Source organism: Streptomyces sp. NPDC058579 (genome assembly GCF_042718575.1).
Taxonomy (GTDB): domain Bacteria; phylum Actinomycetota; class Actinomycetes; order Streptomycetales; family Streptomycetaceae; genus Streptomyces.
In genome coordinates, this window is record NZ_JBHXPI010000030.1 from 1 (window position 1) to 22,676 (window position 22,676).

Here is a 22,676-nt window from a genome sequence, read left to right on the forward strand (position 1 = left end):
GAGCGCTGCTGCCTGGCGACGTCCACCAGACAAGCAGGGCTGAACGGGCGACGCAACGACCCCCGGTACGAAGCGGAGTCGGACCCGCGCCGAACTACCCGGGTGTGGGTGAGGGGGTGTTTTCGCAGGCCGCGTGGGCGTATGGGGGGATTTAGGTGGTCTTGACCCTCTCCTATTCCACGTCGTACGTGACCTAGGTCCTGTGGGCCGCCTCACCCCGGAGGGCCTCTTCCGAGCCCTCGAATGTGACCTGGGCCTCGAAGTTGGCGCGCCGCGTGGCCCGCCGGAGCGCCTTCAGGACCGTGCCGCCGATGGTGAGGGTGAGGACGACGGTCAGGGAGGCCCGGCCGAGGTCCCAGCCGAGGGAGGTGGCGAGGACGTACGCCAGGAAGCGCACCAGGTTCTCGCCCACCGGGTCCCCGGGCTGGAAGGAGACTCCCGTACCGAGGCCGCCGACGGTGACCCAGCCGTACAGATTGGTGACGGTGCCGTACGCGAACGCCGCCACGAACCCGTACGCCGACAGCATCAGCAGCTCGGCCCGGCCGCGGATCCCGCGCTCCGCCGCGCCCGGCAGCAGGCCCGCGCCCATGGTGAACCAGCCCATGGCCAGCATCTGGACCGGCATCCAGGGGCCCACACCGCCCGTGAGCAGGGCGGACGCGAACATCGTGACGGCGCCGAGGACGAAGCCGAAGCCCGGCCCGAGGACTCGGCCGCTCAGCACCATCAGGAAGAACATCGGTTCCAGGCCGGCCGTGCCCGCCCCGAGCGGCCGCAGCGCCGCGCCGACGGCGGCGAGCACGCCCAGCATGGCGACGGCCTTCGCGTCCATGCCGGAGTCGGCGATCGTCGCGACCACGACCGCGATGAGGAGGGGCAGGAGGGCGGCGAAGAACCAGGGGGCGTCGGCGGCGTGGGTGGTGACGGCGGAGTCACTGTCGGCGAAGAGGGGCCAGCCGACGGCGATCAGCCCGACGGTGGAGACGAGGGCGAGCGCGGCGATGGAGCGGACGCCGAGCCGGATGGGACGGGTCTTTCTGGCGGGGGCCCTGGTCGCAGTGCCAGTCACAGTGCCTCCCTGACCTGCTCGACCGTGAGCCAGGGCTGCGGGGCGAGGATCTTGGCGACCTGCGGGGAGAAGGCGGGGGAGGAGACGACGACCTCGGCCGTCGGGCCGTCCGCGACGACCTCGCCGCCCGCCAGGATCACCACCCGGTGCGCCAGCTCGGCGGCCAGCTCCACGTCGTGCGTGGCGAGCACGATCGCGTGCCCGGCGGCGGCGAGCTCGCGCAGGTGGGCGACGAGGCGGGCCTTGGCGGCATAGTCGAGACCGCGGGTCGGCTCGTCGAGGAGGAGGAGCGGGGGGCGTCCGGTGAGGACGACGGCGAGCGCGAGCGCGAGCCGCTGGCCCTCGGAGAGGTCGCGGGGGTGGGTGTCGTCCGCGACGCCCGCCAGCAGCTCGGACACCAGCGCCCGGCAGGTCCCGGGGGCGGTGCCCGCGTCGGTGTCGGCGGCGGAGCACTCGGCGCCTACCGTGTCCGCGTACAGCAGGTCACGGGGTTCCTGCGGTACGAGACCGACGTGGCGGATCAGCTCGCGGGGGTCGGTGCGGTGCGGGGCGCGGCCGGAGACGAGGGCGGTGCCGGAGGTGGGCTCGACGATGCCGACGAGGGCGTTGAGCAGGGTGGACTTGCCGGCGCCGTTGCGCCCCATGAGCGCGACGGTCTCGCCCGCGTCGACCCGCAGCTCCACCCGCCGCAACGCCTCGACCCGCCCACGCCGCACGCCTAGTGCGCGGACGTCGACGAGGGGGGCGGTGAGGGCGGTGGGGGGTGGGGTGGGGTCGGCGGTGCCCCGGGCGCGCCGCCGGAACAGGGAGATTCCCCCACCCCGCCCCTTCCCGAAACCCTGCCGGGGGCTGGTGGACGGTTGATCACCGGGGGCTGGTGCCCCCGGATCCGCCTGCTGCGCGGAGGCGTCCGAATTCAGCCCGTCCGGCGTTTGAGGACCGGGGGGTCGGGGGCGGAGCCCCCGGTTTCGGGAAGGGGCGGGGTGGGGGAGAGGCCCCGCAGGGCCGCCGCCCTCGGGGGCGTGGCCCACGGGTGCGCCGGCCTCCGGCGTCCGGCCCTCCAAGCGGGACCGTAGCCCCGACGCCTGTCGGCGGGCGTCTCGGATTGTCAGGGGGAGCGGGGTCCAGCCCGCCAGGCGGCCCAGGGAGACAACCGGGGGGTGGATCGGGGAGATCGCCATGATGTCAGCGGGCGGGCCCATGACCCCGTCCGGCAGCAGCAGGACCTGGTCCGCGTACTGGACCACCCGCTCCAGGCGGTGCTCCGCCATCAGGACCGTCGTGCCGAGGTCGTGCACCAGCCGCTGAAGGACCGCGAGGACATCCTCCGCCGCCGCCGGGTCCAGCGCCGACGTCGGCTCGTCCAGGACGAGGACCTGGGGGTGCGGGGTCAGCACCGAGCCGATCGCCACCCGCTGCTGCTGCCCGCCGGAGAGCGTGGCGATCGGCCGGTCGCGCAGCTCCGCGAGGCCCAGGAGGTCCAGGGTCTCCTCGACCCGCCGCCGCATCACGGCGGGCGCCAGGCCCAGGGACTCCATCCCGTACGCCAGCTCGTCCTCGACCGTGTCCGTCACGAAGTGCGCGAGCGGGTCCTGGCCGACCGTCCCGACCACGTCCGCGAGCTCACGCGGCTTGTGCGTACGGGTGTCCCGCCCCGCGACCGTGACCCGGCCGGTCAGCGTGCCGCCCGTGAAGTGCGGGACCAGGCCCGACACCGCGTTGAGCAGCGTCGACTTGCCGACGCCCGACGGGCCGACGAGCAGGACGAGTTCGCCCTCCGGGATCGTCAGGTCGATGCCCCGGAGCGTGGGCGCGGCCTCGTCCCCGTACCGCACCGAGACGTTCTCGAACCGGATCACTACGACTCCCTCGATACGGATGCGGATGCGGAGACCGGCACCGGGGCCACCCACGCCGGCAACAAACCCACCAGCAGCGAAAGCGCCGGCCACAGCGGCAGCTCCGGCGCCTCCAGCGGTACGACCCCCGGATGCAGCGCGTCGTACGCGTACCCGTTCGCCCAGATCATCAGCGCCGCCACCGCCACGCCCGAGCCGGCCACCAGCCAGGCCCGTACGCCCCACCGGTCCGGCCGGTACCGGGTCCGTGCCGCACGCAGGCCGCCGAGCCGGAGCCCCGCCATCGCCGCGACAAGACCGACGACGACCAGCGGAAGCCCGTACCCCGCGCCCTCCGCCGCCAGCAGCCCGTACGAACCCGCGCACACCCCGAGCAGGCCGCCCAGCGTGAGCAGGTTCGTCGTCCGCCGTACGGCCGGCGGCACCTGCGCCGTACGCCCGTACCCCCGCGCGTCCATCGACGCCGCCACCGCGATCGAGCGCTCCAGCGCGCCCTCCAGGACCGGAAGGCCGATCTGGAGCACCGCCCGTACCCCGCCCGTCGGCCGCCCGCGCAGCCGCCTGGCGGTCCGTAGCCGGACCACGTCGGCCACCATGTTCGGCGCGAAGGTCATCGCCACGACGACGGCGACCCCCGCCTCGTACAGCGCGCCCGGCAGCGACTTGAGCAGCCGCGCCGGGTTCGCGAGCGCGTTCGCCGCGCCCACGCAGATCAGCAGGGTCGCCAGCTTGGCCCCGTCGTAGACGGCGAAGACCACCTGCTCGGCCGTCACCCGGCCGCCGATCCGCACGCCCTGCGCCCAGTCCGGCATCGGCACCTCGGGCAGCGTGAACAGCTCCACCGTCCCCGGGATCGCCGAGCCGAGCACCACCGAGAACACCACCCGCAGGGCCACCACGAACAGACCCAGCTTCACGAACGCCCCGTACGAACGCGCCCACGGCGCGTCCGTACGGCGGGCCGCGACGACATAGCCCGCGACCGCGACGATCAGGCCGAGGAGCAGCGGGTTGGTGGTACGGGACGCGGCGACGGCCAGACCGAGCGCCCAGATCCACCAGGCGCCCGCGTGCAGCGCGTTGGAACGGCTCGCCTCGGGGGCACGGATCATGCGCGGCGGCGTGCCTTCCAGAGCGCGGCGCCCCCGAGCACGAGCACGGCGGCTCCGCCCACCAGGATTCCGACGGAGGGCCCGCCGGTGCCGTCGCCGTCCGCTTGCGGGGAGGCAGAGTCCGTGGCCGAGGCAGAGGCCTTGGGGCTTCCGCTGGGCTTCTTCTCCTCCGCCACCTGCTCGCCGCAGCCCTTCGCCGGGTACCCGGCGATCCCGCACAGCAGCGCCGCGCTGTCGTACCGCAGCGGCTTCGCCACGGCGGCCAGCGCCTCCGCGCTCGTCGCGTCGGTACGGACCTGGGCGCAGCCGGTCTTCACCGGTGGCTCGGGCGGGGTCTCGCCCTGCGGGGCGTCCTGAGCGGTGCCGAAGTCGATCACGACGGCGACCCGCTTGGTGCCGGCCTTCTCCCCCGTACCGCCGCAGATGCCCGCGAAGTCGGGGCCGGTCGTGGGCTTGGCCGCGTCGTTGGCGTCCTCGCTGACCGCGAAGCGGAAGCCGATCGCGTCGCCGTCGGAGGGCCGGGCGGTCGCCGGGCCCTGCGTCGCGTACGCCCAGGTCTTCCCGCCGTCGCTCTCCCAGTACGACCAGTAGCGATAGCCGGCGGCCTGGGCGGGCGCGGCGGTGGCGGCCAGTGTCAGTACGACACCGGCCGCCGCTCCGAGCAGCCGTGCCCTCACTTCTTGCGCCGCCCGCTCAGCAGGAAGCCGATCCCGATGCCGACGACCGCGCCGATGCCGATGATCCACCACAGGTTGGTCGAGTCGGAGTCGCTCTCCTCGCTCGCCTCGGCCGTGGCCTTGGCGGACGGCGTGGCCTTCGGCGCGGGGCCGGTGGCGGCCAGTTCCTTGAGGAGGTCGGTCGAGCCGAACGCGGTCGGGTCGACGTGCATGGCCGTCGCGGCCAGGGTCAGCTGCGCGTACGCGGCCGGGCCGTTCTCCTTGGCCCAGGCCGCGGAGTTCTCCTGGAGCCAGGTCAGCGCGCCGGTCGCCTCCTTCGTCGCACCGGCGGCGGCGAGCGCGACGACGGCGTCGGCGGTGTTGCCGTAGTCGGGCTGCTCGGTCGGGTCGGTGGCGCCGGGCATCGGCGGGGTGTTCAGGTGGCCGGTCTTCGCGAGCGCGGCGGCCAGGTAGGAGGCGCCGTTGAGCGCGGCCCGGTCGATCGTGGGCTTCGCCTCGGGCGTGCAGGTCGGCGTCTGCTGCGGCTCCACGCCGCGCGCGGTGATGCCCTTGCCGAGCCCCGCGAGGGTGGCGGCGGCGGTCGCGTCGGCGTTCGCGAGCAGCTTGCCGTCCTTGTCGGGCTGGTACGCGAAGGCGCCCGCGCCGTCCTTGGTGGAGCAGGGCAGGGCGAGGGTGAGCAGCGCGTCGTACGGGGTCTTGCCCTCGGCCGACTTCACATCGCCGGGCTTCTGGCCGAGCGCGGTGAGGGCGCTGACGACGATCGAGGTGGAGTTGGCGTCGCTGGGGCTGCCGGGGTTGTAGCCCCAGCCGCCGTCCTTGTTCTGCACGCTCTTCAGCCAGCTCGCGCCGGCCTCGGCGGACTTGCCGAGCGCCGGGTCGGTGTTCTTGCCCCTGACCCCGGTGATCGCCTGGACGGCGACGGCGGTGGCGTTGGTGTCCAGCATGGTGGTCGCGTCGCAGGGCTTCGCCGGGTCCGCGCGGTAGGAGGAGTAGGCGCCGTCGGCGCACTGCTGCTTCGTGAGCCAGGCCACGGCCTCGTCGGCGGGCTGGACGCCGTTGGTCGTCTGGGCGATGAACGCGAGGGACTGGCGCCACACGCCGTCGTACGTCGGGTCCTTCGTGCCGTAGAGACCGGCCGGGACCGTGGGCGGCGCGGGGGTCGCGGAGGGGGACGGGGCGGCGGTAGCGGCGGGGGCCAGGCCGGTGCAGAGCACCGCTGCGGCTGCGAAGGCGGCGGCGCCGCGGCGAACGGTGGTCATGCGTGTGGTGGCCTCTCCTGCGGCCGGGCACCGGCACGTTGAGGCACCAGGCTCGGCTCCGTATTCCTCGACGGTGCCGGCGGTCACGTCCCGGGCGGGGCATTCCGGCTTCCGTCCTCAGGGCGCCTTGGTGCGCCTGGCGCTCTGCGAGGGACGGTCACGGCTGCGGGTCAGTGCCGGATTTGCACCGGCTTCCCCCCGTACGGGTGTGATGACGACTCGCCCACTCTACCGGCCCGTACCCAGCCCGGCCGGGTGGGGAGGAGGGGGCTGGCCGGATGGGTGCGAGGGGCGTGCCCGGGTGGGTAGGAGGGCCTGCCCGGGCTTCGCTCGTGCCCCGCCCCGGGCTTCGCGGACTCGCCGCCGGGGTGCGGGTCCGCTGTGCCATGCTGGCCGCTGTTCGCGAGGACGGCGTCTCACGGGGGTGCGGAATGCGGCCGTTGACCGAGACCGATCCGCGTCGGGTGGGCGCGTACCGGTTGCTCTACCGCCTGGGGGAGGGCGGCATGGGCTGCGTCTACCTCGGCCGTTCGCCGGGTGGGCGGACGGTCGCGCTGAAGGTGGTGCACGGCACGCTGGCCGGTGACCCCGGATTCCGGCGGCGGTTCGCCCGCGAGGTCAGGGCCGCCCAGTCCTTACGGGGCGCGGGCACCGTACCCGTACTGGACGCGGATCCCGAGGCGGCGGTGCCCTGGCTGGCCACGGCGTACGTTCCCGGGCCCGCGCTCTCCGAGGCCGTGATCGCCCATGGGCCGCTGCCCCAGGAGGCCCTGTGGCGGCTGCTCTCCGGGCTCGCGCACACGCTCCACGGGGTGCACGGGGCGGGCCTGGTGCACCGGGACGTCAAGCCGTCCAACGTGCTGCTCGCGCAGTCGGGACCGCTCCTCATCGACTTCGGCATCGCGCGCTCGGCCGACGAGACGGCGCTGACCGGGACCGGTCTCGTGGTCGGTTCGCCCGGCTACATGTCGCCCGAGCAGGCCGAGGGCAAGGAGATCACCTCGGCCGCGGACGTCTTCTCGCTCGGCGCGGTCCTGGCCTTCGCGGCCACCGGGCGCGGCCCCTTCGGCGGCGGCTCGGTGGCCGAGCTGCTCTACCGCCTCGTGCACCACGAGCCTGACCTCGACGGAATCGGCGGCCGCTTCGAGGAGCTGGCGCGGCACTGCCTGGCCAAGCGCCCCGGGGACCGCCCGACGGTCACCGAACTGGCCGCCGTCGCCGACGAGCAGGGCGCGACCCGCGGCTCCTGGCTGCCGGGGCCGGTGATCGCCGCGATCGCCGAGAAGGCGGAGGAGCTGCTCAACGCGGAGGCGGAGGAGGACTCCTGGGAGGTCGCGGAGCCCGTTGCCAAGGCGTCGTCGGAACGCGTCACCACCGCCCTGCCCTCGCACGCCCCGCGGCCCACGACGGTCCTGCCGGACCAGGACCAGGACCCGAACCCGGCCCGGGTGTCGCCCGGACCTCGGCCCAAGGCGGCCGTGCCGCGTGCCCGGGCCGAGTCCAGGGCCCCGTCCGCCCGCGAGAGGGCGGTCAACGGCGTGAAGTTCGGGCTCGGCAGACCGCTGTACGCGCTGTTCTTCCTGCTCCCGATGGTCGTCTTCCTCGTCGGCGGCGTCGATCTCATGGACCGGGCGGTGCGGCACCCCTCCGAATCGGACCAGCAGCAGGGCCCCTTCCAGTGGGCGGCGGACGCGTGGTGGCGCGTGCCCGGCACCCTGGCCCTGTTCGCCGCCATGGTGGGGCTCCACCTCTACCGGCGGCGCCTGCTGACCGTCCCGCCCGGCAGGGTCCGGCTGTGGACGGTGGGCGTGGGTCTGTTCTGGATCGCGCTGATCGCGATGACCGTCCTGCACGTCCTGTGGGTCGCGTTCCTGGAGAACGGCACGGCTGCCGGCGGAGAGCACTGGCTGATGTGGGTGGCCATCCCGGTGATGATCCTCGGCGGCGGTACGGCTCCGCTGATCCTGGGGGCGTCGGTGATCAGGATCGCCAAGGCCTGAGTGTGAGGTCCTGCCGCGCCGGCCTCACACCGCCACGTACGTCACCGGCTCCGTACCCGCCACGGCCTCCGCGCGGCCCAGCTTCACGAGCCGGCGCAGATGTGCCTCGGCCTCGCTGACCGCGATGGTCCGGGAGCCGTACGGGATCTGGTCCCAGGGGCGGTTCCACTCCATGCGCTCGGCGAGCTGCCAGGGGGTGAGCGGGTTCGCGAGGAGGACCAGGAGCCCGGTCAGCCGCTCCTCGTGGTGGTCGAGCAGCTCCCGTACCCGCCCGGCCGCGTCGGTGAAGGCGTACTGGTGGGCGGGGAGCACCTCGGCGACGCCGAGCCGGCCGATCCGCTCCAGCGAGTCCAGGTAGTCGCCGAGGGGGTCGGTGGCGGTGACGTCGTCGGGGTCCTCGTAGAGGCCGATGTGCGGGGAGATCCCGGGCAGCAGGTGGTCCCCGGAGAAGAGGCGGCCGTGCCCGGGGAGCCGGGAGGGGTGCTCCTCCTCCAGGTGCAGGCAGACGTGGCCGGGGGTGTGGCCGGGGGTCCAGATCGCGCGCAGGCGGCGGCCGGCGAGGTCGAGCAGTTCGCCGGGGACGATCTCGCGGTCGGGCAGGGCGGAGCGGAGCCCGGGCAGGGTGCTCGCGCGGCGGCCGGAGGCCCGGGCGGCGAGGAGCGGCGCGGTGTGCTCCTCGGGCGCGCCGACGGCGGCCAGTTTGCGGGCGAGGTAGTCGAGCCACGTACCCGGCTCGGACTCGCGGGTGCGGCGGACGACGGCGGTGTCGGCGGCGTGCATCGCGATCCACGCCCCGGACGCCTCGCGGACCTGCCCCGAGAGGCCGTGGTGGTCGGGGTGGTGGTGGGTGATGACGACGCCGTGCACGTCCCGTACGGAGGTCCCCAACGCGACGAGTCCGTCGGCCAGTTCGGTCCAGGACGCGGGATCGTCCCAGCCGGTGTCGATGAGTACGGGCCCCCGGTCGGTGTCGATGACGTGGACGAGGGTGTGCCCGAGGGGGTTGTCCGGGATGGGGACCCGGATCGACCAGACGCCTCCGCCGTGCTCGGTCACCTGGCTCATGGGCCCTCATCTCTCCGCGACGGCAAGGCGTTCGGCTTGTCAGACCATGGCCACTATAACGAGATCTGACGATACGTCAGAAGAGTCTTGCTCACTCGACGAGTGCGGCGACGGCGGCGGGCGTCCAGTGCCCGAGCGCGCCGGGCCGGCCGGCGAGGTACTCCGCGATGTCGTCCACGCTCCAGGCCCCTGAAGCGCGGAGGCCGCCCGCGAGGTGCCGCAGGTAGACGGCGGAGGGCGCGAGGAGGGCGACCTCGGCGATGCGCCAAGGCGCGGTGAACGTCAGAAGGGGCAGGCCGTCGAGACGCCCCGGGCACACGACCGTCTCGTACCGCCCCGCCCCCAACTCGCTCCGCCCGAAGGCGAGAACACCGGCGAGGTCGAGGTCCACGGCCGTCCCCGGCTCCCGGTACATCTCCTGGGCGAGGATGTCGGAGAACTGCTCGACGGTGATGAGATGCGCGACGCCCCAGGCGACGCCGTCCGCGTCGGGGTCGTAGAACCCCCGGCCACCTCCCCACACCGGGGACTCGGTCGCGAAGTAGACCTGCCCCGGGAGGATGACGGCGACCGACCGCGCGGGGGGAGTGGTGTCGCGGCAGCCGGGATGGGCGTGCCCGGCGCCGCCCGGTGGAAGGCCGCCGGCGATGTAGCGGTTCAGGCGGGCGGGATGCATGTTGGAGCCGTAGGAGGCATACCAGACCCGCGACGCCGGACCGAGGTCACCCATGACGAACGCCTCCCGGGTGGGTGCTGGGCGGTGCTGTGCTGTGCTGTGCTGTGCGACAACGTCTCTCCGCCCCTCTCCCCATGGTCCTCCAAAACTCCCCGTCTGCCGGGAGGGCGCGGTCATAGACACCCGGGGTGGAAAAGACACCGCACTTCCCCGAGCTGCTGAGGCTGATCGACGAGCGGTCGGTGGCCTTCCGCGCCGCGATCGCCTCCGCGCCCAGCCTCGACGCACGGGTGCCGACCTGCCCCGAGTGGACGCTGTTCGACCTGGCGCGGCACCTGGGCGAGGGGCGCCGCGCCTGGGCCGCGACCGTCGCCGCGGGGCCCGCCGCCACGGCCAAGTCGGCACCGGAGGGCGCCCCGCCCGCGCCTCGGGAGCGCGAGGCCCTGCTGGCCTGGCTGGCCGCGTCGGCCCAGGAGCTGCTGGACGCGCTACGGGATGCCGGGCCGGACCGCGGTTGCTGGACGTGGTGGGGCGGCTCGCAGTCGCCGCAGACCTCGGGCGCCGTCGCCCGCCACCAGCTCCAGGAGGGCGCGGTACACACCTGTACGACCGCATCCCCGCGACCGCCCTCCACGTCACCGGAGACCCACCCAGATCGACCTCCTCCGCGCCTGGGACCCGGAGGGAGTAGGCGGAACGCTGAACGGGCAGCCGAGGCGTGGCGGTCGCCATCGGAGAGCCCTTCGCCGGTACGCGCTGGCGTCCACCCATCCGCGGCGAGCCGCTTTGAGCATTCGAGCAGGGCCAAACCCGACTACCACTTTCATCGGCTCGCCCCATCTCGCAGTCCCTACCAGCGATCGCCTCCAGCGCCTCAAGTCCTTGCTAGACATTCGGGACTTGAGAGGTGTCTGTGTCTGCTCGCCGTCGGTTAGTCTCGGCGGCATGGCTGCACGGAAGGGAATCATCGCGTTCGCTGCGCTGCTGGGTGCGCTCTGCGGCTCGACGGTGACAGCAGGCGTGACGTTGGCTATTGGGGGAAATTCGACTCCGTCGGTGGAATCGCGCACGGAGGTGCCTCCCACACGTGAGGAATCCATCCGCCAGTGGGAAGCAGCCTTGTCCAAGTCGGGGAAGACGCTCCCCGCAGGCGTGAACAAGATGACCGACCGGGAAATCTATGAAGCGATGTGGGCAGAGTGGCGGAAATACATCGTCCCCGAGAGTCCACCGAACCACCTTGTCGACTGAGAGCAACCGGTGACGGGCCCGCGCTGAGAGAAGGGCCCGTCACCGTAGGGTGTCTCAGGGTCAGACTCCGTTGGCCATGTTGATCACTGCAGCCGCGTGGCTTCCGTGCTCGGACGAGAACAGGTCATCGCTGACGCGCTGCCGGGTGTCCTTGTCCGCGTCGTAGTGACTGTTCGTTCCGACGATGCGTGGATCGTTCGGACCTGCCTGAATTGCGAACGGTCCGCCACTGGATCCCTGACCCATGTCGCAGTCCAGCTTGATCCTGTCGTCGAAGGGGTTCAAGGGGCTGGCGTCAGTGGTGTTGCCCATGCAGTACATCTGGCGCATGCCGTCGAGGTCGGCTCGCTTGTACCCCTGCATCGGATAGCCCATCGTGGCCACCGGCGCGTAGTCCGTCCTGTTCTCGGTGAACAGATAGCCGAATGCCACCCCGACGGCGTCCACCAGGGTGCCGTGATTGGCGTGCGAATTGAGGACGATGGCGGCCATATCGGCTTCATCGTGGTCGCCGTCCTGAGTCCAGGCCGTCGGGGCGAAACGGTGCGCGCCAGTCCATGACCCAAGAGGTTCGCTGCCGTTCCGTGACCCGGGAACGTACAGGAAGTGCTTCATCCAGCCGGCGTCACCCGAGCCGTCACCAAGATGGACGCAATGGCCGGCAGTCCAGATGGTGTTCTCGTTGGCCGAGGTGATCGACGCCGCGCTGCAATGACTGGGCGTCCCATCGGGCAGGAAGAAGAACAGCTTGCCCACAACCTTGTCTTGAGGTGCGGCGGGGGTCTCCTGAGAGACAGGGATCGTGGGAGGCGGCTCGGCTGCGGTGCTCGCCCCCGTCGGAGGCGTGCGCGCGTTGAAGCCCTGGGCAGGTGCTGACGCGGCCAGATTCTGCGGTGGAGCCATGCTTCGGACGCTGCGAACAGGGTCGGGACGCATGGCGGCCGGCTTCGCAGGATTGCGGAGCGCTTCCTCAACGCGTGCCGACGTCCACAAGGCGCGAATCTCCTTGTCCGAAAGCTCGTCCTTCTGGTCGTCGACGAAGGCGGTGCCAAGTCCCGTCGCGACCGGTTCTGCGGTGGCCGTGGTGGGGATCAGGAGGGCAAGTACAGAGGCCGCTGCGGTTGCCGCGGCGAAGCGGAGAAGACGCACGGATGCCCTTTCGCAGGGGTCGTTGGCGATCTACGTATGGCATCGAATCACGAGCAACTGGCATGTACACCGCACTTTCGCGCCGGTCTCGCCGGTGGAAATCGCCCTCGCTCCTCCCTTCTGCTCGCCGCCTGCCGGGCCGACCTCGTGGTCGCGGGAGGGTGTCCCGGGCGCGAACTGGGCTCGGGAGCCGTGGAGGGTTGCGCATGCGGGTGCGCAAGCGGTCGGCCCAGGTTCAGGCCCGTGGGGTCCTCGCCATTGCCCGTGATAACTAGAACTGGTATCAGTTCTGATGCACAGTCAGAAAAGTCGGGAACATCGCGGGTTCCGGGAGGCAGTCGGTCATGACCGAGCTTGTGGAGCACGGAAAGCTGTACATCGGTGGGGAGTTGACCGAGCCGGCGGGTGGGGACGTCATCGAGGTGATCTCGCCCCACAGCGAGGAGGTCATCGGCCGCGTGCCGCACGCCTCGCGGGCCGACGTGGACCGGGCCGTCGCCGTCGCGCGGGAGGCGTTCGACCATGGGCCCTGGCCGCGGATGACCCTCGAGGAGCGCATCGAGGTCGTCGGGCGGATCAAGGACGCCATCGCCGTGCGCCACGAGGAGATCGCCCGGTCGATCAGCTCCCAGAACGGCTCCCCGTACTCCTGGAGCGTCCTCGCCCAGGCCCTCGGCGCCATGATGGTCTGGGACGCGGCGATCACCATCGCCCGCGAGTTCCCGTACGAGACCCGGCGCGCCGGCGTCCTCGGGCCGATCATGGTGCGCCGCGAGCCCGTCGGCGTCGTCGCGGCCGTCGTGCCCTGGAACGTCCCGCAGTTCACCGCCGCCGCCAAGCTCGGGCCGGCCCTGCTCGCCGGCTGCACCGTGATCCTCAAGCCGTCGCCCGAGTCCCCCCTCGACTCGTACATCCTCGCCGAGATCGCGACCGAGGCCGGGCTCCCGGAGGGCGTCCTGTCGATCCTGCCCGCCGACCGCGAGGTCAGCGAGTACCTGGTCGGCCACCCGGGCGTCGACAAGGTCTCGTTCACCGGCTCGGTCGCCGCCGGCAAGCGCGTGATGGAGGTCGCCTCCCGCAACCTCACCCGCGTCACCCTCGAACTCGGCGGCAAGTCCGCCGCCGTCATCCTCCCCGACGCCGACCTCGCCCCCACCGTCGCCGGGATCGTCCCCGCCGCCTGGATGAACAACGGCCAGGCCTGCGTCGCCCAGACCCGCATCCTCGCCCCGCGCAGCCGGTACGACGAGATCGCCGAGGCCTTCGCCGCCGCCGCGGGCGCCCTGGTGGTCGGCGACCCGCTCGACCCCGCCACCCAGGTCGGCCCGCTCGTCGCCCAGCGGCAGCGGCAGCGCTCCCTCGACTACATCAAGGTCGGGCAGGACGAGGGCGCCAAGGTGCTGACCGGCGGTGGGCGGCCCGCCGGGCTCGACCGCGGCTGGTACGTCGAGCCGACCCTCTTCGGCGGCGTCGACAACTCCATGCGCATCGCCCGCGAGGAGATCTTCGGGCCCGTCATCTGCCTCCTCCCGTACGGGGACGAGAGCGAGGCGCTCGCGATCGCCAACGACTCCGACTTCGGGCTCAGCGGCAGCGTCTGGACCGGGGACGTGGAGCACGGCATCGACTTCGCCCGGAAGGTCCGCACGGGCACCTTCAACATCAACACCTTCAGCCTCGACATGCTCGGCCCTTTCGGCGGCTACAAGAACTCCGGTCTGGGGCGGGAGTTCGGGCCCGAGGGCTTCAGCGAGTACCTGGAGTACAAGATGGTGCATCTGCCGGCCGGGTACGAGGGGCCGGGTGGTGCGTGATGGGCGACCGCTGGCTCGTGGAGGTCGACCGGAGCGTGTGCATCGGCTCCGGGATGTGCGTCAACCACGCCCCGGACGGCTTCCGGCTCGACACGGCCCGCCAGTCCCACCCGCGCGAACCGGAGTCCGACGCGAACGAGCGCGTCCTCGCGGCGGCCGAGGGCTGCCCGGTCGAGGCCATCCTGATCACCCTGCTCGACGGCGGGGAACCGGTCTTCCCGCCTGAGGAGTGACCACCCCGGTCGACGGGCCCGAGCCGTGTGTGACACTCCTGCGGCATACGTACGACAGGGGTGGGGGACATGGTGAGGATGCGGTGGGCTGTGCCGGCGGCTGTACCGGCGGCTCTCGCGGCGCTGGCTGCGGCGGTGCTCGTGACCGGGTGCGACTCCGCGGGGCGGGCCGGTGCCGGCACGCCCTTCGGGCGGACCGCGGCCCAGACAGACATCGACGAGGCCACGGCCGCCGCCGGGCTGCCGGCGTCCGGGCGGCCCGAGGCGGTGGCGTCCACCACGCCCACCGCCAGGCCCTCCGCCACGCCGTCCACGGAGAAGGAGCGGGAGAAGGAGAGGCTCAAGGCGCGGGCCACGGCCTGTTCGGCGCACTGGATGAGCGGGGACAGCGAGCTGCGCGGAAGTGGAGATCCCCGGGGGAAGTTCGACGCGACCACCGCCGAACTGGTGAAGAGGGGATGGAGGGTGACGACGGACCGCCGCGAGGACAAGGTCGATGCGAAGGGCAGTACCGTCAGTGTCACGCTCAAGAAGAGCGGCTGGACGCTGATGGGTCGCCATCACGACCTGGGATCCGTGGACATGGTGTCCTTCCAGGCCTCCGAGGACGCCTGCATGAACGAGTTCAGCGAGAAGGACTGGGAACTCCTCGTGAACCAGGCCTGACCGTCCGGTGCCCGGCCGGGCGCGGCGCCAGGGACCGTTCTCACGTGCAAAAATCTTCCCTTGATCACGGGGGCAACAGGCCCGTGTGCACTCAGGATTGGGACAGTCGTGCGCAAGGCGAAGATGGTGGCCGCGGCCGCCGGTGTGGTGCTGCTGGTCGCGGGTTGCGGCAGCGAGGGCGGCTCGGGCAAGAACAAGGGCGGCGGCTCGTCCGCCTCCTCCTCGGGCTCCACGACCGGCGGCGCGGAGGCGGGTGGCGGCGAGAGCCCCACCGCGGCCGCGGTGGAGAAGGAGATCGAGTCCGCGGCCACGGCGGCGGGCTTCGTCCGGGACTCCTCGGGCGAGGACATCCCGGCCGGGCTCAAGGAGTGCATGGTGTCGTGGACGCCCGACGCCCAGAAGGCGGCGGACCCGAAGAAGTCCTACGAGACCACGGTGACCACGCTGACCGGCGGCGGCTGGACGCAGGGCCAGAAGACCGAGCAGGCCGGCTCCACCGTCCAGACGCTGAACAAGGGCGGCTGGTCGCTCAAGGCCAGCAACCACGGCGCCGCGGGCCTCGCCATGGTGATGTTCATCGGCACGGACAACTCCTCGAAGTGCGAGGCGCTGTTCAAGGCCGATCTGGAGAAGAACAAGAAGCAGTAGCGGTAGCAGTCGCAGTCGCAGTAACGGTCCGCCGTCTGCCTCGTCCCGTGGCCCCTCTACGGGGTCACGGGCACCGTGGCCGCCCCGGGCCCGGACCCGGTCCCGGGCCCCTCCGGCATCGTCAGGTCGATCAGCCGGCACACCGTCTCGATGTCGATCTTGACCTGTGCGATCGAGGCCCGCCCCGACAGCCAGGTGATCAGCGCCGAGTGCCAGGTGTGCTCGATCACCCGTACCGCCGACAGCTGCTGCGGCGTCGGGTGTTCGAGCCCCATCGAGTCCAGGATGATCGCCGTCGTCAGCCGCGAGACGGTGTCCACCTCCGGGCTCACGCTCCGGTCCGCGAACGTCAGCGCCCGCACCATCGCGTCCGCGAGCTGCGGCTCGCGCTGGAGCGCCCGGAACGCCCGCATCAGCGTCTCCGCGACCCGCTCGGCCGAGGTCTCACCCGCGGGCGGCCGCTTCCGCAGCGTGGTGTGCATGTGCTGGAGCTGGTCCTGCATGGTCGCGACCAGCAGATGGATCTTGGACGGGAAGTAGCGGTACAGCGTGCCCAGGGCCACCCCGGCCGCCTCCGCGACCTCCCGCATCTGTACGGCGTCGAATCCGCCCCGCCCGGCGAGCTGCGCGCTCGCGTGCAGGATGCGACGGCGGCGCGCCTCCTGGCGCTCCGTCAGGGGCGGCGATGCGGGTCTGTCTTCCGCGGTCATGAAGTCCCGTTCCGTGCGGTGGGCGAGCGGCGGTACGGCCGGAGTATGGCGGGGCTTCCGTCGTGGCGCGAATCACCTGATCCGGCTCTCGCGACGCGGCTACCTGCCGGTAGATTCTGTGCTCCTTGAACGATCAAGAATGATCAGGTCTGACAAGTCTGAAACTTGTTCTAGATTAGCGCGAGCGGATACGCTCCCGCGAAACGCAAGCTCGAAGGGGGCCGCGAGTGACCGCTGAGGCCATAGAGGCAAGCCCCCGCCAGGGCGTCCCGGACCACGGTGACTCCCCGTTGCGGATCGCTCTCCTCACGTACAAGGGAAATCCCTTCTGTGGCGGTCAGGGCGTCTATGTCCGCCACCTCTCGCGCGAACTCGCCCGCCTCGGCCACCACGTCGAGGTCATCGGCTCCCAGCCGTACCCCACCCTCGACGAGGGCGTCCCGCTCACCGAGATCGCCAGCCTCGACCTCTACCGCTCGCCGGACCCGTTCCGTACGCCGAAGCGCGACGAGTACCGCGACTGGATCGACGCCCTCGAGGTCGCCACCATGTGGACCGGCGGATTCCCCGAGCCGCTCACGTTCTCCCTGCGGGCCCGGCGCATGCTCGCCGCCCGCCGCGGTGACTTCGACGTCGTCCACGACAACCAGACGCTCGGCTACGGACTCCTCGGCGGCCCCCGGGTCCTCGGCGCCCCGCTCGTCACCACGATCCACCACCCCATCACCGTCGACCGGCAGCTCGACCTCGACGCCGCCGACGACTGGAAGCGGCGCCTCTCCGTCCGCCGCTGGTACGGCTTCACCCGGATGCAGAAGCGGGTCGCCCGGCGCCTGCCCTCCGTCCTCACCGTCTCCGGCTCCTCCGAGCAGGAGATCGTCTCCCACCTCGGCGTACGCGAGGACCGCGTCCGGGTCGTCCACATCGGCGCCGACACCGACCTGTGGTCCCCCGACCCAGCCGTCGCCGAGGTCCCCGGCCGCATCGTCACCACCTCCAGCGCCGACGTCCCGCTCAAGGGCCTCGTCCACCTCGTCGAGGCCCTCGCGAAGCTCCGCACCGAGAACCCGGCCGCGCACCTCGTCGTCGTCGGCAAGCGCGCCGAGGACGGGCCGGTCGCCCAGGCCATCGAGCGGTACGGGCTCGAAGGCGCCGTCGAGTTCGTCAAGGGGATCTCCGACCGCGAGCTCGTCGACCTCGTGCGCTCCGCCCAGGTCTCCTGCGTGCCGTCCCTGTACGAGGGGTTCTCGCTGCCGGCCGCCGAGGCCATGGCCACCGGGACCCCGCTCGTCGCCACCACCGGCGGCGCGATCCCCGAGGTCACCGGAGCCGACGGCGAGACCTGCCTGGCCGTCCGCCCCGGCGACGCGGGCGCCCTCGCGACCGCCCTCGGCCGGCTCCTCGGCGACCCGGAACTCCGCGCGCGCCTCGGAGCGGCGGGCCGCGAGCGCGTGTTGTCCAGGTTCACGTGGGCCCGTGCCGCCCAGGGCACCGCGGACCTGTACCGCGAGGCGATCGCCGCGCAGGGGCGTCCCGTACGCCAAGGAGCCCGCCGGTGACCGTGCCCGCCGCCACCGCCCCCGCGTACCGCTCCCACCCCCGCACCGCCACCCCTCCGGAAGGGCAGACCTCGTGCTGACCGTCGACTTCACCCGCTTCCCGCTCGCCCCCGGCGACCGCGTGCTCGACCTGGGCTGCGGTGCGGGCCGGCACGCCTTCGAGTGCTACCGGCGCGGTGCCCAGGTCGTGGCCCTCGACCAGAACGGCGAGGAGATCCGCGAGGTCGCCAAGTGGTTCGCGGCGATGAAGGAGGCCGGCGAGGCCCCGGCCGGCGCGACCGCCACCGCGATGGAGGGCGACGCGCTCAACCTGCCCTTCCCCGACGAGTCGTTCGACGTCGTGATCATCTCCGAGGTCATGGAGCACATCCCGGACGACAAGGGCGTCCTCGCCGAGATGGTCCGGGTCCTCAAGCCCGGCGGCCGGATCGCCGTCACCGTCCCGCGCTACGGCCCCGAGAAGGTCTGCTGGGCGCTCTCCGACGCGTACCACGAGGTCGAGGGCGGCCACATCCGCATCTACAAGGCGGACGAGCTGCTCGCCAAGATCCGCCAGGCGGGCCTCAAGCCGTACGGCACCCACCACGCGCACGCGCTGCACGCGCCGTACTGGTGGCTGAAGTGCGCGTTCGGCGTGGACAACGACAAGGCGCTGCCGGTACGGGCGTACCACAAGCTCCTGGTCTGGGACATCATGAAGAAGCCCGCCCTGACCCGGGTCGCCGAGCAGCTGCTCAACCCGGTGGTCGGCAAGAGCTTCGTGGCGTACGCGACCAAGCCCCACCTGCCGAAGGTGAAGGCCGAGGCGTGACAAGCCCCGAGCAGATCGCGGAGCACCTGCTCCTCCCCGGGGTCCTCACCGCCGAACAGGCCGCGGAGACCGTCGCCGGGATCCTCGCCGCGCAGTGCGAGGACGGCGCGATCCCGTGGTTCCGCGGCCACCACCTCGACCCCTGGGACCACACCGAGGCCGCCATGGCCCTGGACACCGCCGGTGAGCACACGGCGGCGGCCCGGGCGTACGAGTGGCTGGCCCGGCACCAGAACACCGACGGCTCCTGGTACGCGGCCTACCGCGACGGCGACCCGGAGGACGTCACCGACCGCGGCCGCGAGTCCAACTTCGTCGCGTACGTCGCCGTCGGCGTCTGGCACCACTACCTGGCGACCGGCGACGACGCCTTCCTCGACCGGATGTGGCCGGTCGTCTACGCCGCCGTCGAGTTCGTCCTCGTCCTCCAGCGGCCCGGCGGGCAGATCGGCTGGAAGCGGGAGGCGGACGGGCAGGCGGTCGAGGACGCGCTCCTCACCGGCAGTTCCTCCATCCACCAGGCGCTGCGCTGCGCGCTCGCCATCGCCGAGGCGCGCGAGGAACCCCAGCCCGACTGGGAACTGGCGACGGGCGCGCTCGGCCACGCGATCCGCAGCCACCCGGAGCGCTTCCTCGACAAGTCCCGCTACTCGATGGACTGGTACTACCCGGTCCTCGGCGGCGCCGTGAGGGGCGCGGCGGCCACGGCCCGGATCGACGAGCGCTGGGACGACTTCGTCGTCCCCGGCCTCGGCGTGCGGTGCGTCCTGCCCAACCCGTGGGTGACCGGCGGCGAGAGCTGCGAACTCGCCCTCGCCCTCTGGGCGATGGGCGAGTCCGACCGGGCCCTGGAGATCCTCCAGTCCATCCAGCACCTGCGGGCCGAGGGCGGGATGTACTGGACGGGGTACGTCTTCGAGGGCGAGGCGGCCGTCTGGCCCGAGGAGCTCACGACCTGGACGGCAGGCTCGCTGCTGCTCGCCGTGGCGGCGCTCGGCGGCGACGAGGCGACGGTGGCGGTCTTCGGCGGGGAGCGGCTGCCGAGCGGCCTGGAGCCGGAGTGCTGCGGGACGTGAGCGCCTCTGGGCGTCCGCGTCAGCGGCTGCGGAGCTTGCCCGCCACCGTGTGCCCGATGGCGAGGTAGACGACGGCGGCGAGACCGTAGCCGGCGACGACCCGCGCCCAGGCGTCGTCGAAGGTGAACAGGTCGTAGGACCAGGCCGCCAGCCAGCGGGCGGCGTCCTGCACGAAACTCACCAGGGCGTTGGCCCGGTTGGCCTCCAGCAGGTACATGAGGATCCAGAGGCCTATGAGGCCGGCGGCGATGTCCGCGGCGACGGCGATGACCTTGGCCGCCTGCGTCGTACCTCTGTGAGCAGTCATGGGTGTCGTCTTGCCGTTTGCCGGGCGGTCGAAACCCGTTCGGAGTCGCCCGAGTGGCGGAGCGGTGGGGGCGGGGCGAGGCTGTGGCCAAAGCCCTCAGGGAGGTCGAGTCGTGCCCAGTTCCGTTGTCCCTTCCGGTCCGATACGCCGCGGGATCGTGGCGTTGCTGCTGTCCTGCGCCCTGCTTCTGACGACGGCGGCCTGCGGTGGCGACGACGACCAGAGCGCGAGCGGCAGCGCCACCGCGAGCACGACGGCCGAGCAGCAGAAACTCGCCAAGACCCGGTTCGTCGCCAACGCGGGCCTGGCGGCCGGGGCGACGTACCAGTGGATCGTCAAGCCGTACCGCGCGGGCAAGTTCAAGAAAGGCGCGGACGGTCAGAAGTTCGCGCTGGTGAAGGCGGGTCTGGCGGGAGCGTTCGCGTACAACCGGCTCAAGGCGGCGGTGAACAACGCCAAGGGTGACGAGCACCTCTCCAAGGCGGTCGCGCCGCTCACGGCGGGCATCGAGAAGCTCAAGGACCTCGGCACGAAGCTCCGCAAGGGCGAGGCGAGCGAGGCGGACGTCGGCTCGTTCGAGGACGTCATCAACAACGTCAAGGACGCGGGCGCGAGCGCGGGCGCGGTGGTGACGGACAAGGTGCCGAGCACGTCCCAACTGGGCGGCTAGGGCTACGCGTTCAAATCGGCCAGCAGTCGCAGCGTGGCCGGGTCGGGCGCCGTGACGAGCAGGTCCGTCACCGGCCCCTTACGCCACTCCGCCAGCCGCTCGGCGATCCGCTCCCTCGGCCCGACGAGCGAGATCTCGTCCGCGAAGGCGTCGGGCACGGCGAGCACGGCCTCCTCGCGGCGGCCGGCCGCGAACAGCTCCTGGATGTGCCGGGCTTCGGACTCGTACCCCATGCGGGCCATGAGATCGGCGTGGAAGTTACGGGCGGCGTGCCCCATGCCGCCGATGTAGAAACCGAGCATGGCCTTGACGGGCAGCAGCCCCTCGGCCGGGTCGTCACAGACCTGGGCACGGACCATAGGAGCGACCAGGAAGCCCTCGGGCAGCCGCTCGGGGAGCGAATAGACCTCGGCGTACCGCGAGGGCGACCAGTAGAGCGGCAGCCAGCCGTCGGCGATCCGCAGGGTCTGCGCGATGTTCTTGGGCCCCTCGGCCCCGAGCAGCACGGGCAGGTCGGCTCTGAGGGGATGGGTGATGGGCTTGAGGGCCTTCCCGAGTCCGGTGCCGTCCGCTCCGGCGTACGGATGGGAGTGGAACCGCCCGTCGAGCGCGACGGGCCCCTCGCGGCGCAGGACTTGGCGGATCACGTCCACGTACTCGCGGGTCGCGGTGAGCGGACTGCGCGGGAAGGGCCGGCCGTACCACCCCTCGACGACCTGGGGCCCGGAGAGCCCGAGCCCGAGCATCATCCGCCCACCGGAGAGATGGTCGAGGGTCAGCGCGTGCATGGCGGTCGCGGTGGGCGTCCGGGCGGCCATCTGCGCGACGGCGGTCCCGAGCCGGATGCGCGAGGTGTGCGCGGCGATCCAGGTCAACGCGGTGAACGCGTCGGACCCCCACGCCTCCGCGGTCCACACGGAGTCGTACCCGAGCCGCTCGGCCTCGCGGGCGAGCTCGAGGTGTGCGGGGGAGGGTCCGCGCCCCCAGTAGCCGAGAGCGAGTCCGAGACGCATGACGCGGCACCTTTCTGACGCTCCGTCAGTTCACGCTTCCCGGGGACTGTACGGCAACGGCCCCCCGCCCGGAAGGGATTCCGGGCGGGGGGCCGTGAGGGTGCGGTGGCGGCGCAGGCGTCGCTCAGCCGCGCTGGATGCCGGTCGTGTCCTGGAGGACGCCGCGGCGGCCGTCCTGGGTCTGGGCGATCAGGCCCGGGCCGCGCTGCTCGACCGCCAGGTACCAGGTACCGGGGGCCAGTTCGGCGATCGGGGTCGGCGAGCCGTCCTCCGCGTACAGCGGGCGGGCGACCGGAACCGCGAACCAGAACGGAGCGAAGTCACCGGCGGGCTGGCCCTGTCCGCCCTGCGCGGGCGCCGGGGTCGGCTGCGGGGCGGCGGCGTGGGCGTTCGGGTCGGGCTGCGGCTGACCGCCGTACGGCTGCGGCTGGGCGCCGTAGGGCTGCTGGGCGCCCGGGTAGCCGTAGCCGCCGGGGACGCCCTGCTGGCCGGGCTGGCCCGGCTGCATGCCGTAGGGCTGCGGGGTCTGCGGCTTCGGGGCGCTCAGGAGCGGGGCCTTGAGAGCGGGGACCAGCGGGGCGGCGACGGCGGCACCTGCCAGGACCAGGGAGGCGATCAGGCCGAGGATGAGGCCGGCACCGGCGTTCACCGACTCGAACATCCACATCAGCATGTTCCAGGCCGAGGCAACGGCGAACGCGACGCCGACCTGGCCCAGCTCAAGACCCGCGACCTTGCGGTTCTGGAGCTGCGGCAGCCCGCGCGACAGGACGACGAGCGCGGCACCCGCGATGCCGAGGATGATGGCGCCCCAGCCGAGGGGGGAGACCTCCCAGGCGTTCGTGCTCGGGACCTGGTCGCAGATGGCGGGGGCGGCGTCGCAGCCGTTGATGCTGAGGAATGAAGCGATGAACAGCACCACCGCTGCACCGATCAGAACGCCATCGCCTCGAGTGAGGGAGCGGATATTCACGTAAGAAGTCCTTCGTCGGGTCGTCTCGTCGGGGTGGCGCGAAGCACGGGGGCGGCCCCCATCGTACGGAGGGAAT

Annotated in this window: 22 protein-coding genes, 1 pseudogene and 1 riboswitch; of the genes and pseudogenes, 11 read left to right on the forward strand and 12 right to left on the reverse strand. The window is 72.3% G+C overall.

Going from position 1 to position 22,676, the window contains the following annotated elements:
- Positions 1-193: 193 nt before the first annotated feature.
- Genes ACFWRO_RS26645 through ACFWRO_RS26665 form a run of 5 tightly spaced genes read right to left on the reverse strand, consistent with a single transcriptional unit; the run spans position 194 to position 5,979 of the window.
- On the reverse strand, positions 194-1,072 hold the full coding sequence (locus tag ACFWRO_RS26645; RefSeq protein WP_384513970.1) for an ECF transporter S component: 879 nt from the start codon (positions 1,070-1,072) through the stop codon (positions 194-196).
- Entirely contained in the window at positions 1,069-2,931 is a 1,863-nt protein-coding gene (locus ACFWRO_RS26650; protein WP_384513971.1) for an ATP-binding cassette domain-containing protein, read from the reverse strand. Before ACFWRO_RS26650 ends, ACFWRO_RS26645 begins: the two co-directional genes overlap by 4 nt.
- Positions 2,931-4,043 carry an energy-coupling factor transporter transmembrane component T gene (locus tag ACFWRO_RS26655; protein WP_384513972.1) on the reverse strand — a complete coding sequence of 371 codons (1,113 nt, stop codon included), beginning with the start codon at positions 4,041-4,043 and terminating at the stop codon, positions 2,931-2,933. The genes ACFWRO_RS26650 and ACFWRO_RS26655 overlap by 1 nt, the downstream gene beginning before the upstream one ends.
- A complete protein-coding gene (locus ACFWRO_RS26660; protein ID WP_384513974.1) occupies positions 4,040-4,720 on the reverse strand; it encodes an SCO2322 family protein in 681 nt (226 codons plus the stop codon). Before ACFWRO_RS26660 ends, ACFWRO_RS26655 begins: the two co-directional genes overlap by 4 nt.
- Positions 4,717-5,979 (reverse strand): prenyltransferase/squalene oxidase repeat-containing protein, encoded by a 1,263-nt coding sequence (locus tag ACFWRO_RS26665; RefSeq protein WP_384513976.1) that lies wholly within the window; start codon positions 5,977-5,979, stop codon positions 4,717-4,719. The genes ACFWRO_RS26660 and ACFWRO_RS26665 overlap by 4 nt, the downstream gene beginning before the upstream one ends.
- A gap of 97 nt (positions 5,980-6,076) precedes the next feature.
- Positions 6,077-6,177: riboswitch (cobalamin riboswitch) on the reverse strand.
- A 242-nt stretch (positions 6,178-6,419) separates the two neighbouring features.
- On the opposite strand from ACFWRO_RS26665, the gene ACFWRO_RS26670 reads away from it, so the two are divergent.
- Positions 6,420-7,979 (forward strand): serine/threonine-protein kinase, encoded by a 1,560-nt coding sequence (locus tag ACFWRO_RS26670; RefSeq protein ID WP_384513977.1) that lies wholly within the window; start codon positions 6,420-6,422, stop codon positions 7,977-7,979.
- A 24-nt stretch (positions 7,980-8,003) separates the two neighbouring features.
- Here ACFWRO_RS26670 and ACFWRO_RS26675 read toward each other — a convergent pair whose 3' ends face one another.
- Together ACFWRO_RS26675 and ACFWRO_RS26680 are read right to left on the reverse strand one after the other, a co-directional pair.
- Positions 8,004-9,044, reverse strand: a complete 1,041-nt coding sequence (locus tag ACFWRO_RS26675) for an MBL fold metallo-hydrolase (RefSeq protein WP_384513979.1) — start codon at positions 9,042-9,044, stop codon at positions 8,004-8,006.
- 91 nt (positions 9,045-9,135) lie between these two features.
- The gene (locus ACFWRO_RS26680) at positions 9,136-9,774 is read right to left on the reverse strand and encodes a histone deacetylase (protein WP_384513981.1); all 639 of its coding nucleotides are present in this window, start codon (positions 9,772-9,774) and stop codon (positions 9,136-9,138) included.
- Positions 9,775-9,908: 134 nt separating this feature from the next.
- On the opposite strand from ACFWRO_RS26680, the pseudogene ACFWRO_RS26685 reads away from it, so the two are divergent.
- Positions 9,909-10,346, forward strand: a pseudogene (locus ACFWRO_RS26685) (maleylpyruvate isomerase N-terminal domain-containing protein); the annotation flags it as partial.
- A gap of 319 nt (positions 10,347-10,665) precedes the next feature.
- Positions 10,666-10,971, forward strand: coding sequence for a hypothetical protein (locus tag ACFWRO_RS26690; RefSeq protein WP_384513983.1), 306 nt, complete (start codon positions 10,666-10,668; stop codon positions 10,969-10,971).
- Between the two features lie 60 nt (positions 10,972-11,031).
- Here the strand turns inward: ACFWRO_RS26690 and ACFWRO_RS26695 are convergent, their stop codons facing one another.
- Positions 11,032-12,120, reverse strand: a complete 1,089-nt coding sequence (locus tag ACFWRO_RS26695) for a hypothetical protein (protein ID WP_384513985.1) — start codon at positions 12,118-12,120, stop codon at positions 11,032-11,034.
- 344 nt (positions 12,121-12,464) lie between these two features.
- Between ACFWRO_RS26695 and ACFWRO_RS26700 the strand changes: the two genes are divergently transcribed.
- From ACFWRO_RS26700 to ACFWRO_RS26715, 4 genes are all read left to right on the forward strand, one after another.
- Positions 12,465-13,934, forward strand: a complete 1,470-nt coding sequence (locus ACFWRO_RS26700) for an aldehyde dehydrogenase (RefSeq protein WP_384513986.1) — start codon at positions 12,465-12,467, stop codon at positions 13,932-13,934.
- Positions 13,934-14,167 carry a ferredoxin gene (locus ACFWRO_RS26705; RefSeq protein WP_384513988.1) on the forward strand — a complete coding sequence of 78 codons (234 nt, stop codon included), beginning with the start codon at positions 13,934-13,936 and terminating at the stop codon, positions 14,165-14,167. The genes ACFWRO_RS26700 and ACFWRO_RS26705 overlap by 1 nt, the downstream gene beginning before the upstream one ends.
- Positions 14,168-14,257: 90 nt before the next feature.
- Positions 14,258-14,833 carry a hypothetical protein gene (locus ACFWRO_RS26710; RefSeq protein ID WP_384513990.1) on the forward strand — a complete coding sequence of 192 codons (576 nt, stop codon included), beginning with the start codon at positions 14,258-14,260 and terminating at the stop codon, positions 14,831-14,833.
- 108 nt (positions 14,834-14,941) lie between these two features.
- Positions 14,942-15,481 (forward strand): hypothetical protein, encoded by a 540-nt coding sequence (locus tag ACFWRO_RS26715; RefSeq protein ID WP_384513992.1) that lies wholly within the window; start codon positions 14,942-14,944, stop codon positions 15,479-15,481.
- Between the two features lie 56 nt (positions 15,482-15,537).
- On the opposite strand, the gene ACFWRO_RS26720 is transcribed toward ACFWRO_RS26715, so the two are convergent.
- Positions 15,538-16,191, reverse strand: coding sequence for a TetR family transcriptional regulator (locus ACFWRO_RS26720; protein WP_384513994.1), 654 nt, complete (start codon positions 16,189-16,191; stop codon positions 15,538-15,540).
- A gap of 227 nt (positions 16,192-16,418) precedes the next feature.
- Between ACFWRO_RS26720 and ACFWRO_RS26725 the strand changes: the two genes are divergently transcribed.
- The 3 genes from ACFWRO_RS26725 (at position 16,419) to ACFWRO_RS26735 (ending at position 19,637) form a co-directional block, all read left to right on the forward strand.
- Positions 16,419-17,750: a glycosyltransferase family 4 protein gene (locus ACFWRO_RS26725; protein ID WP_384513996.1), complete on the forward strand. Its 1,332-nt coding sequence runs from the start codon at positions 16,419-16,421 to the stop codon at positions 17,748-17,750.
- A gap of 73 nt (positions 17,751-17,823) precedes the next feature.
- Positions 17,824-18,561, forward strand: coding sequence for a class I SAM-dependent methyltransferase (locus tag ACFWRO_RS26730; protein ID WP_384513997.1), 738 nt, complete (start codon positions 17,824-17,826; stop codon positions 18,559-18,561).
- Positions 18,558-19,637, forward strand: coding sequence for a prenyltransferase (locus tag ACFWRO_RS26735; RefSeq protein ID WP_384513999.1), 1,080 nt, complete (start codon positions 18,558-18,560; stop codon positions 19,635-19,637). The genes ACFWRO_RS26730 and ACFWRO_RS26735 overlap by 4 nt, the downstream gene beginning before the upstream one ends.
- A 19-nt stretch (positions 19,638-19,656) precedes the next feature.
- On the opposite strand, the gene ACFWRO_RS26740 is transcribed toward ACFWRO_RS26735, so the two are convergent.
- Entirely contained in the window at positions 19,657-19,944 is a 288-nt protein-coding gene (locus tag ACFWRO_RS26740) for a hypothetical protein (RefSeq protein ID WP_384514001.1), read from the reverse strand.
- A gap of 112 nt (positions 19,945-20,056) precedes the next feature.
- On the opposite strand from ACFWRO_RS26740, the gene ACFWRO_RS26745 reads away from it, so the two are divergent.
- On the forward strand, positions 20,057-20,614 hold the full coding sequence (locus ACFWRO_RS26745) for a hypothetical protein (RefSeq protein ID WP_384514003.1): 558 nt from the start codon (positions 20,057-20,059) through the stop codon (positions 20,612-20,614).
- A gap of 2 nt (positions 20,615-20,616) precedes the next feature.
- Here ACFWRO_RS26745 and ACFWRO_RS26750 read toward each other — a convergent pair whose 3' ends face one another.
- Positions 20,617-21,627 carry an LLM class F420-dependent oxidoreductase gene (locus ACFWRO_RS26750; RefSeq protein ID WP_384514005.1) on the reverse strand — a complete coding sequence of 337 codons (1,011 nt, stop codon included), beginning with the start codon at positions 21,625-21,627 and terminating at the stop codon, positions 20,617-20,619.
- Positions 21,628-21,751: 124 nt separating this feature from the next.
- On the reverse strand, positions 21,752-22,600 hold the full coding sequence (locus ACFWRO_RS26755; RefSeq protein ID WP_384514007.1) for a hypothetical protein: 849 nt from the start codon (positions 22,598-22,600) through the stop codon (positions 21,752-21,754).
- Positions 22,601-22,676: the final 76 nt, after the last annotated feature.

Coding starts and splice junctions, on each gene's coding strand:
- ACFWRO_RS26655 (WP_384513972.1), bottom strand. CDS start 4,043: ATGATCCGTGCCCCCGAGGCGAGCCGTTCCAACGCGCTGCACGCGGGC.
- ACFWRO_RS26665 (WP_384513976.1), bottom strand. CDS start 5,979: ATGACCACCGTTCGCCGCGGCGCCGCCGCCTTCGCAGCCGCAGCGGTG.
- ACFWRO_RS26675 (WP_384513979.1), bottom strand. CDS start 9,044: ATGAGCCAGGTGACCGAGCACGGCGGAGGCGTCTGGTCGATCCGGGTC.
- ACFWRO_RS26680 (WP_384513981.1), bottom strand. CDS start 9,774: ATGGGTGACCTCGGTCCGGCGTCGCGGGTCTGGTATGCCTCCTACGGC.
- ACFWRO_RS26690 (WP_384513983.1), top strand. CDS start 10,666: ATGGCTGCACGGAAGGGAATCATCGCGTTCGCTGCGCTGCTGGGTGCG.
- ACFWRO_RS26700 (WP_384513986.1), top strand. CDS start 12,465: ATGACCGAGCTTGTGGAGCACGGAAAGCTGTACATCGGTGGGGAGTTG.
- ACFWRO_RS26705 (WP_384513988.1), top strand. CDS start 13,934: ATGGGCGACCGCTGGCTCGTGGAGGTCGACCGGAGCGTGTGCATCGGC.
- ACFWRO_RS26720 (WP_384513994.1), bottom strand. CDS start 16,191: ATGACCGCGGAAGACAGACCCGCATCGCCGCCCCTGACGGAGCGCCAG.
- ACFWRO_RS26740 (WP_384514001.1), bottom strand. CDS start 19,944: ATGACTGCTCACAGAGGTACGACGCAGGCGGCCAAGGTCATCGCCGTC.
- ACFWRO_RS26750 (WP_384514005.1), bottom strand. CDS start 21,627: ATGCGTCTCGGACTCGCTCTCGGCTACTGGGGGCGCGGACCCTCCCCC.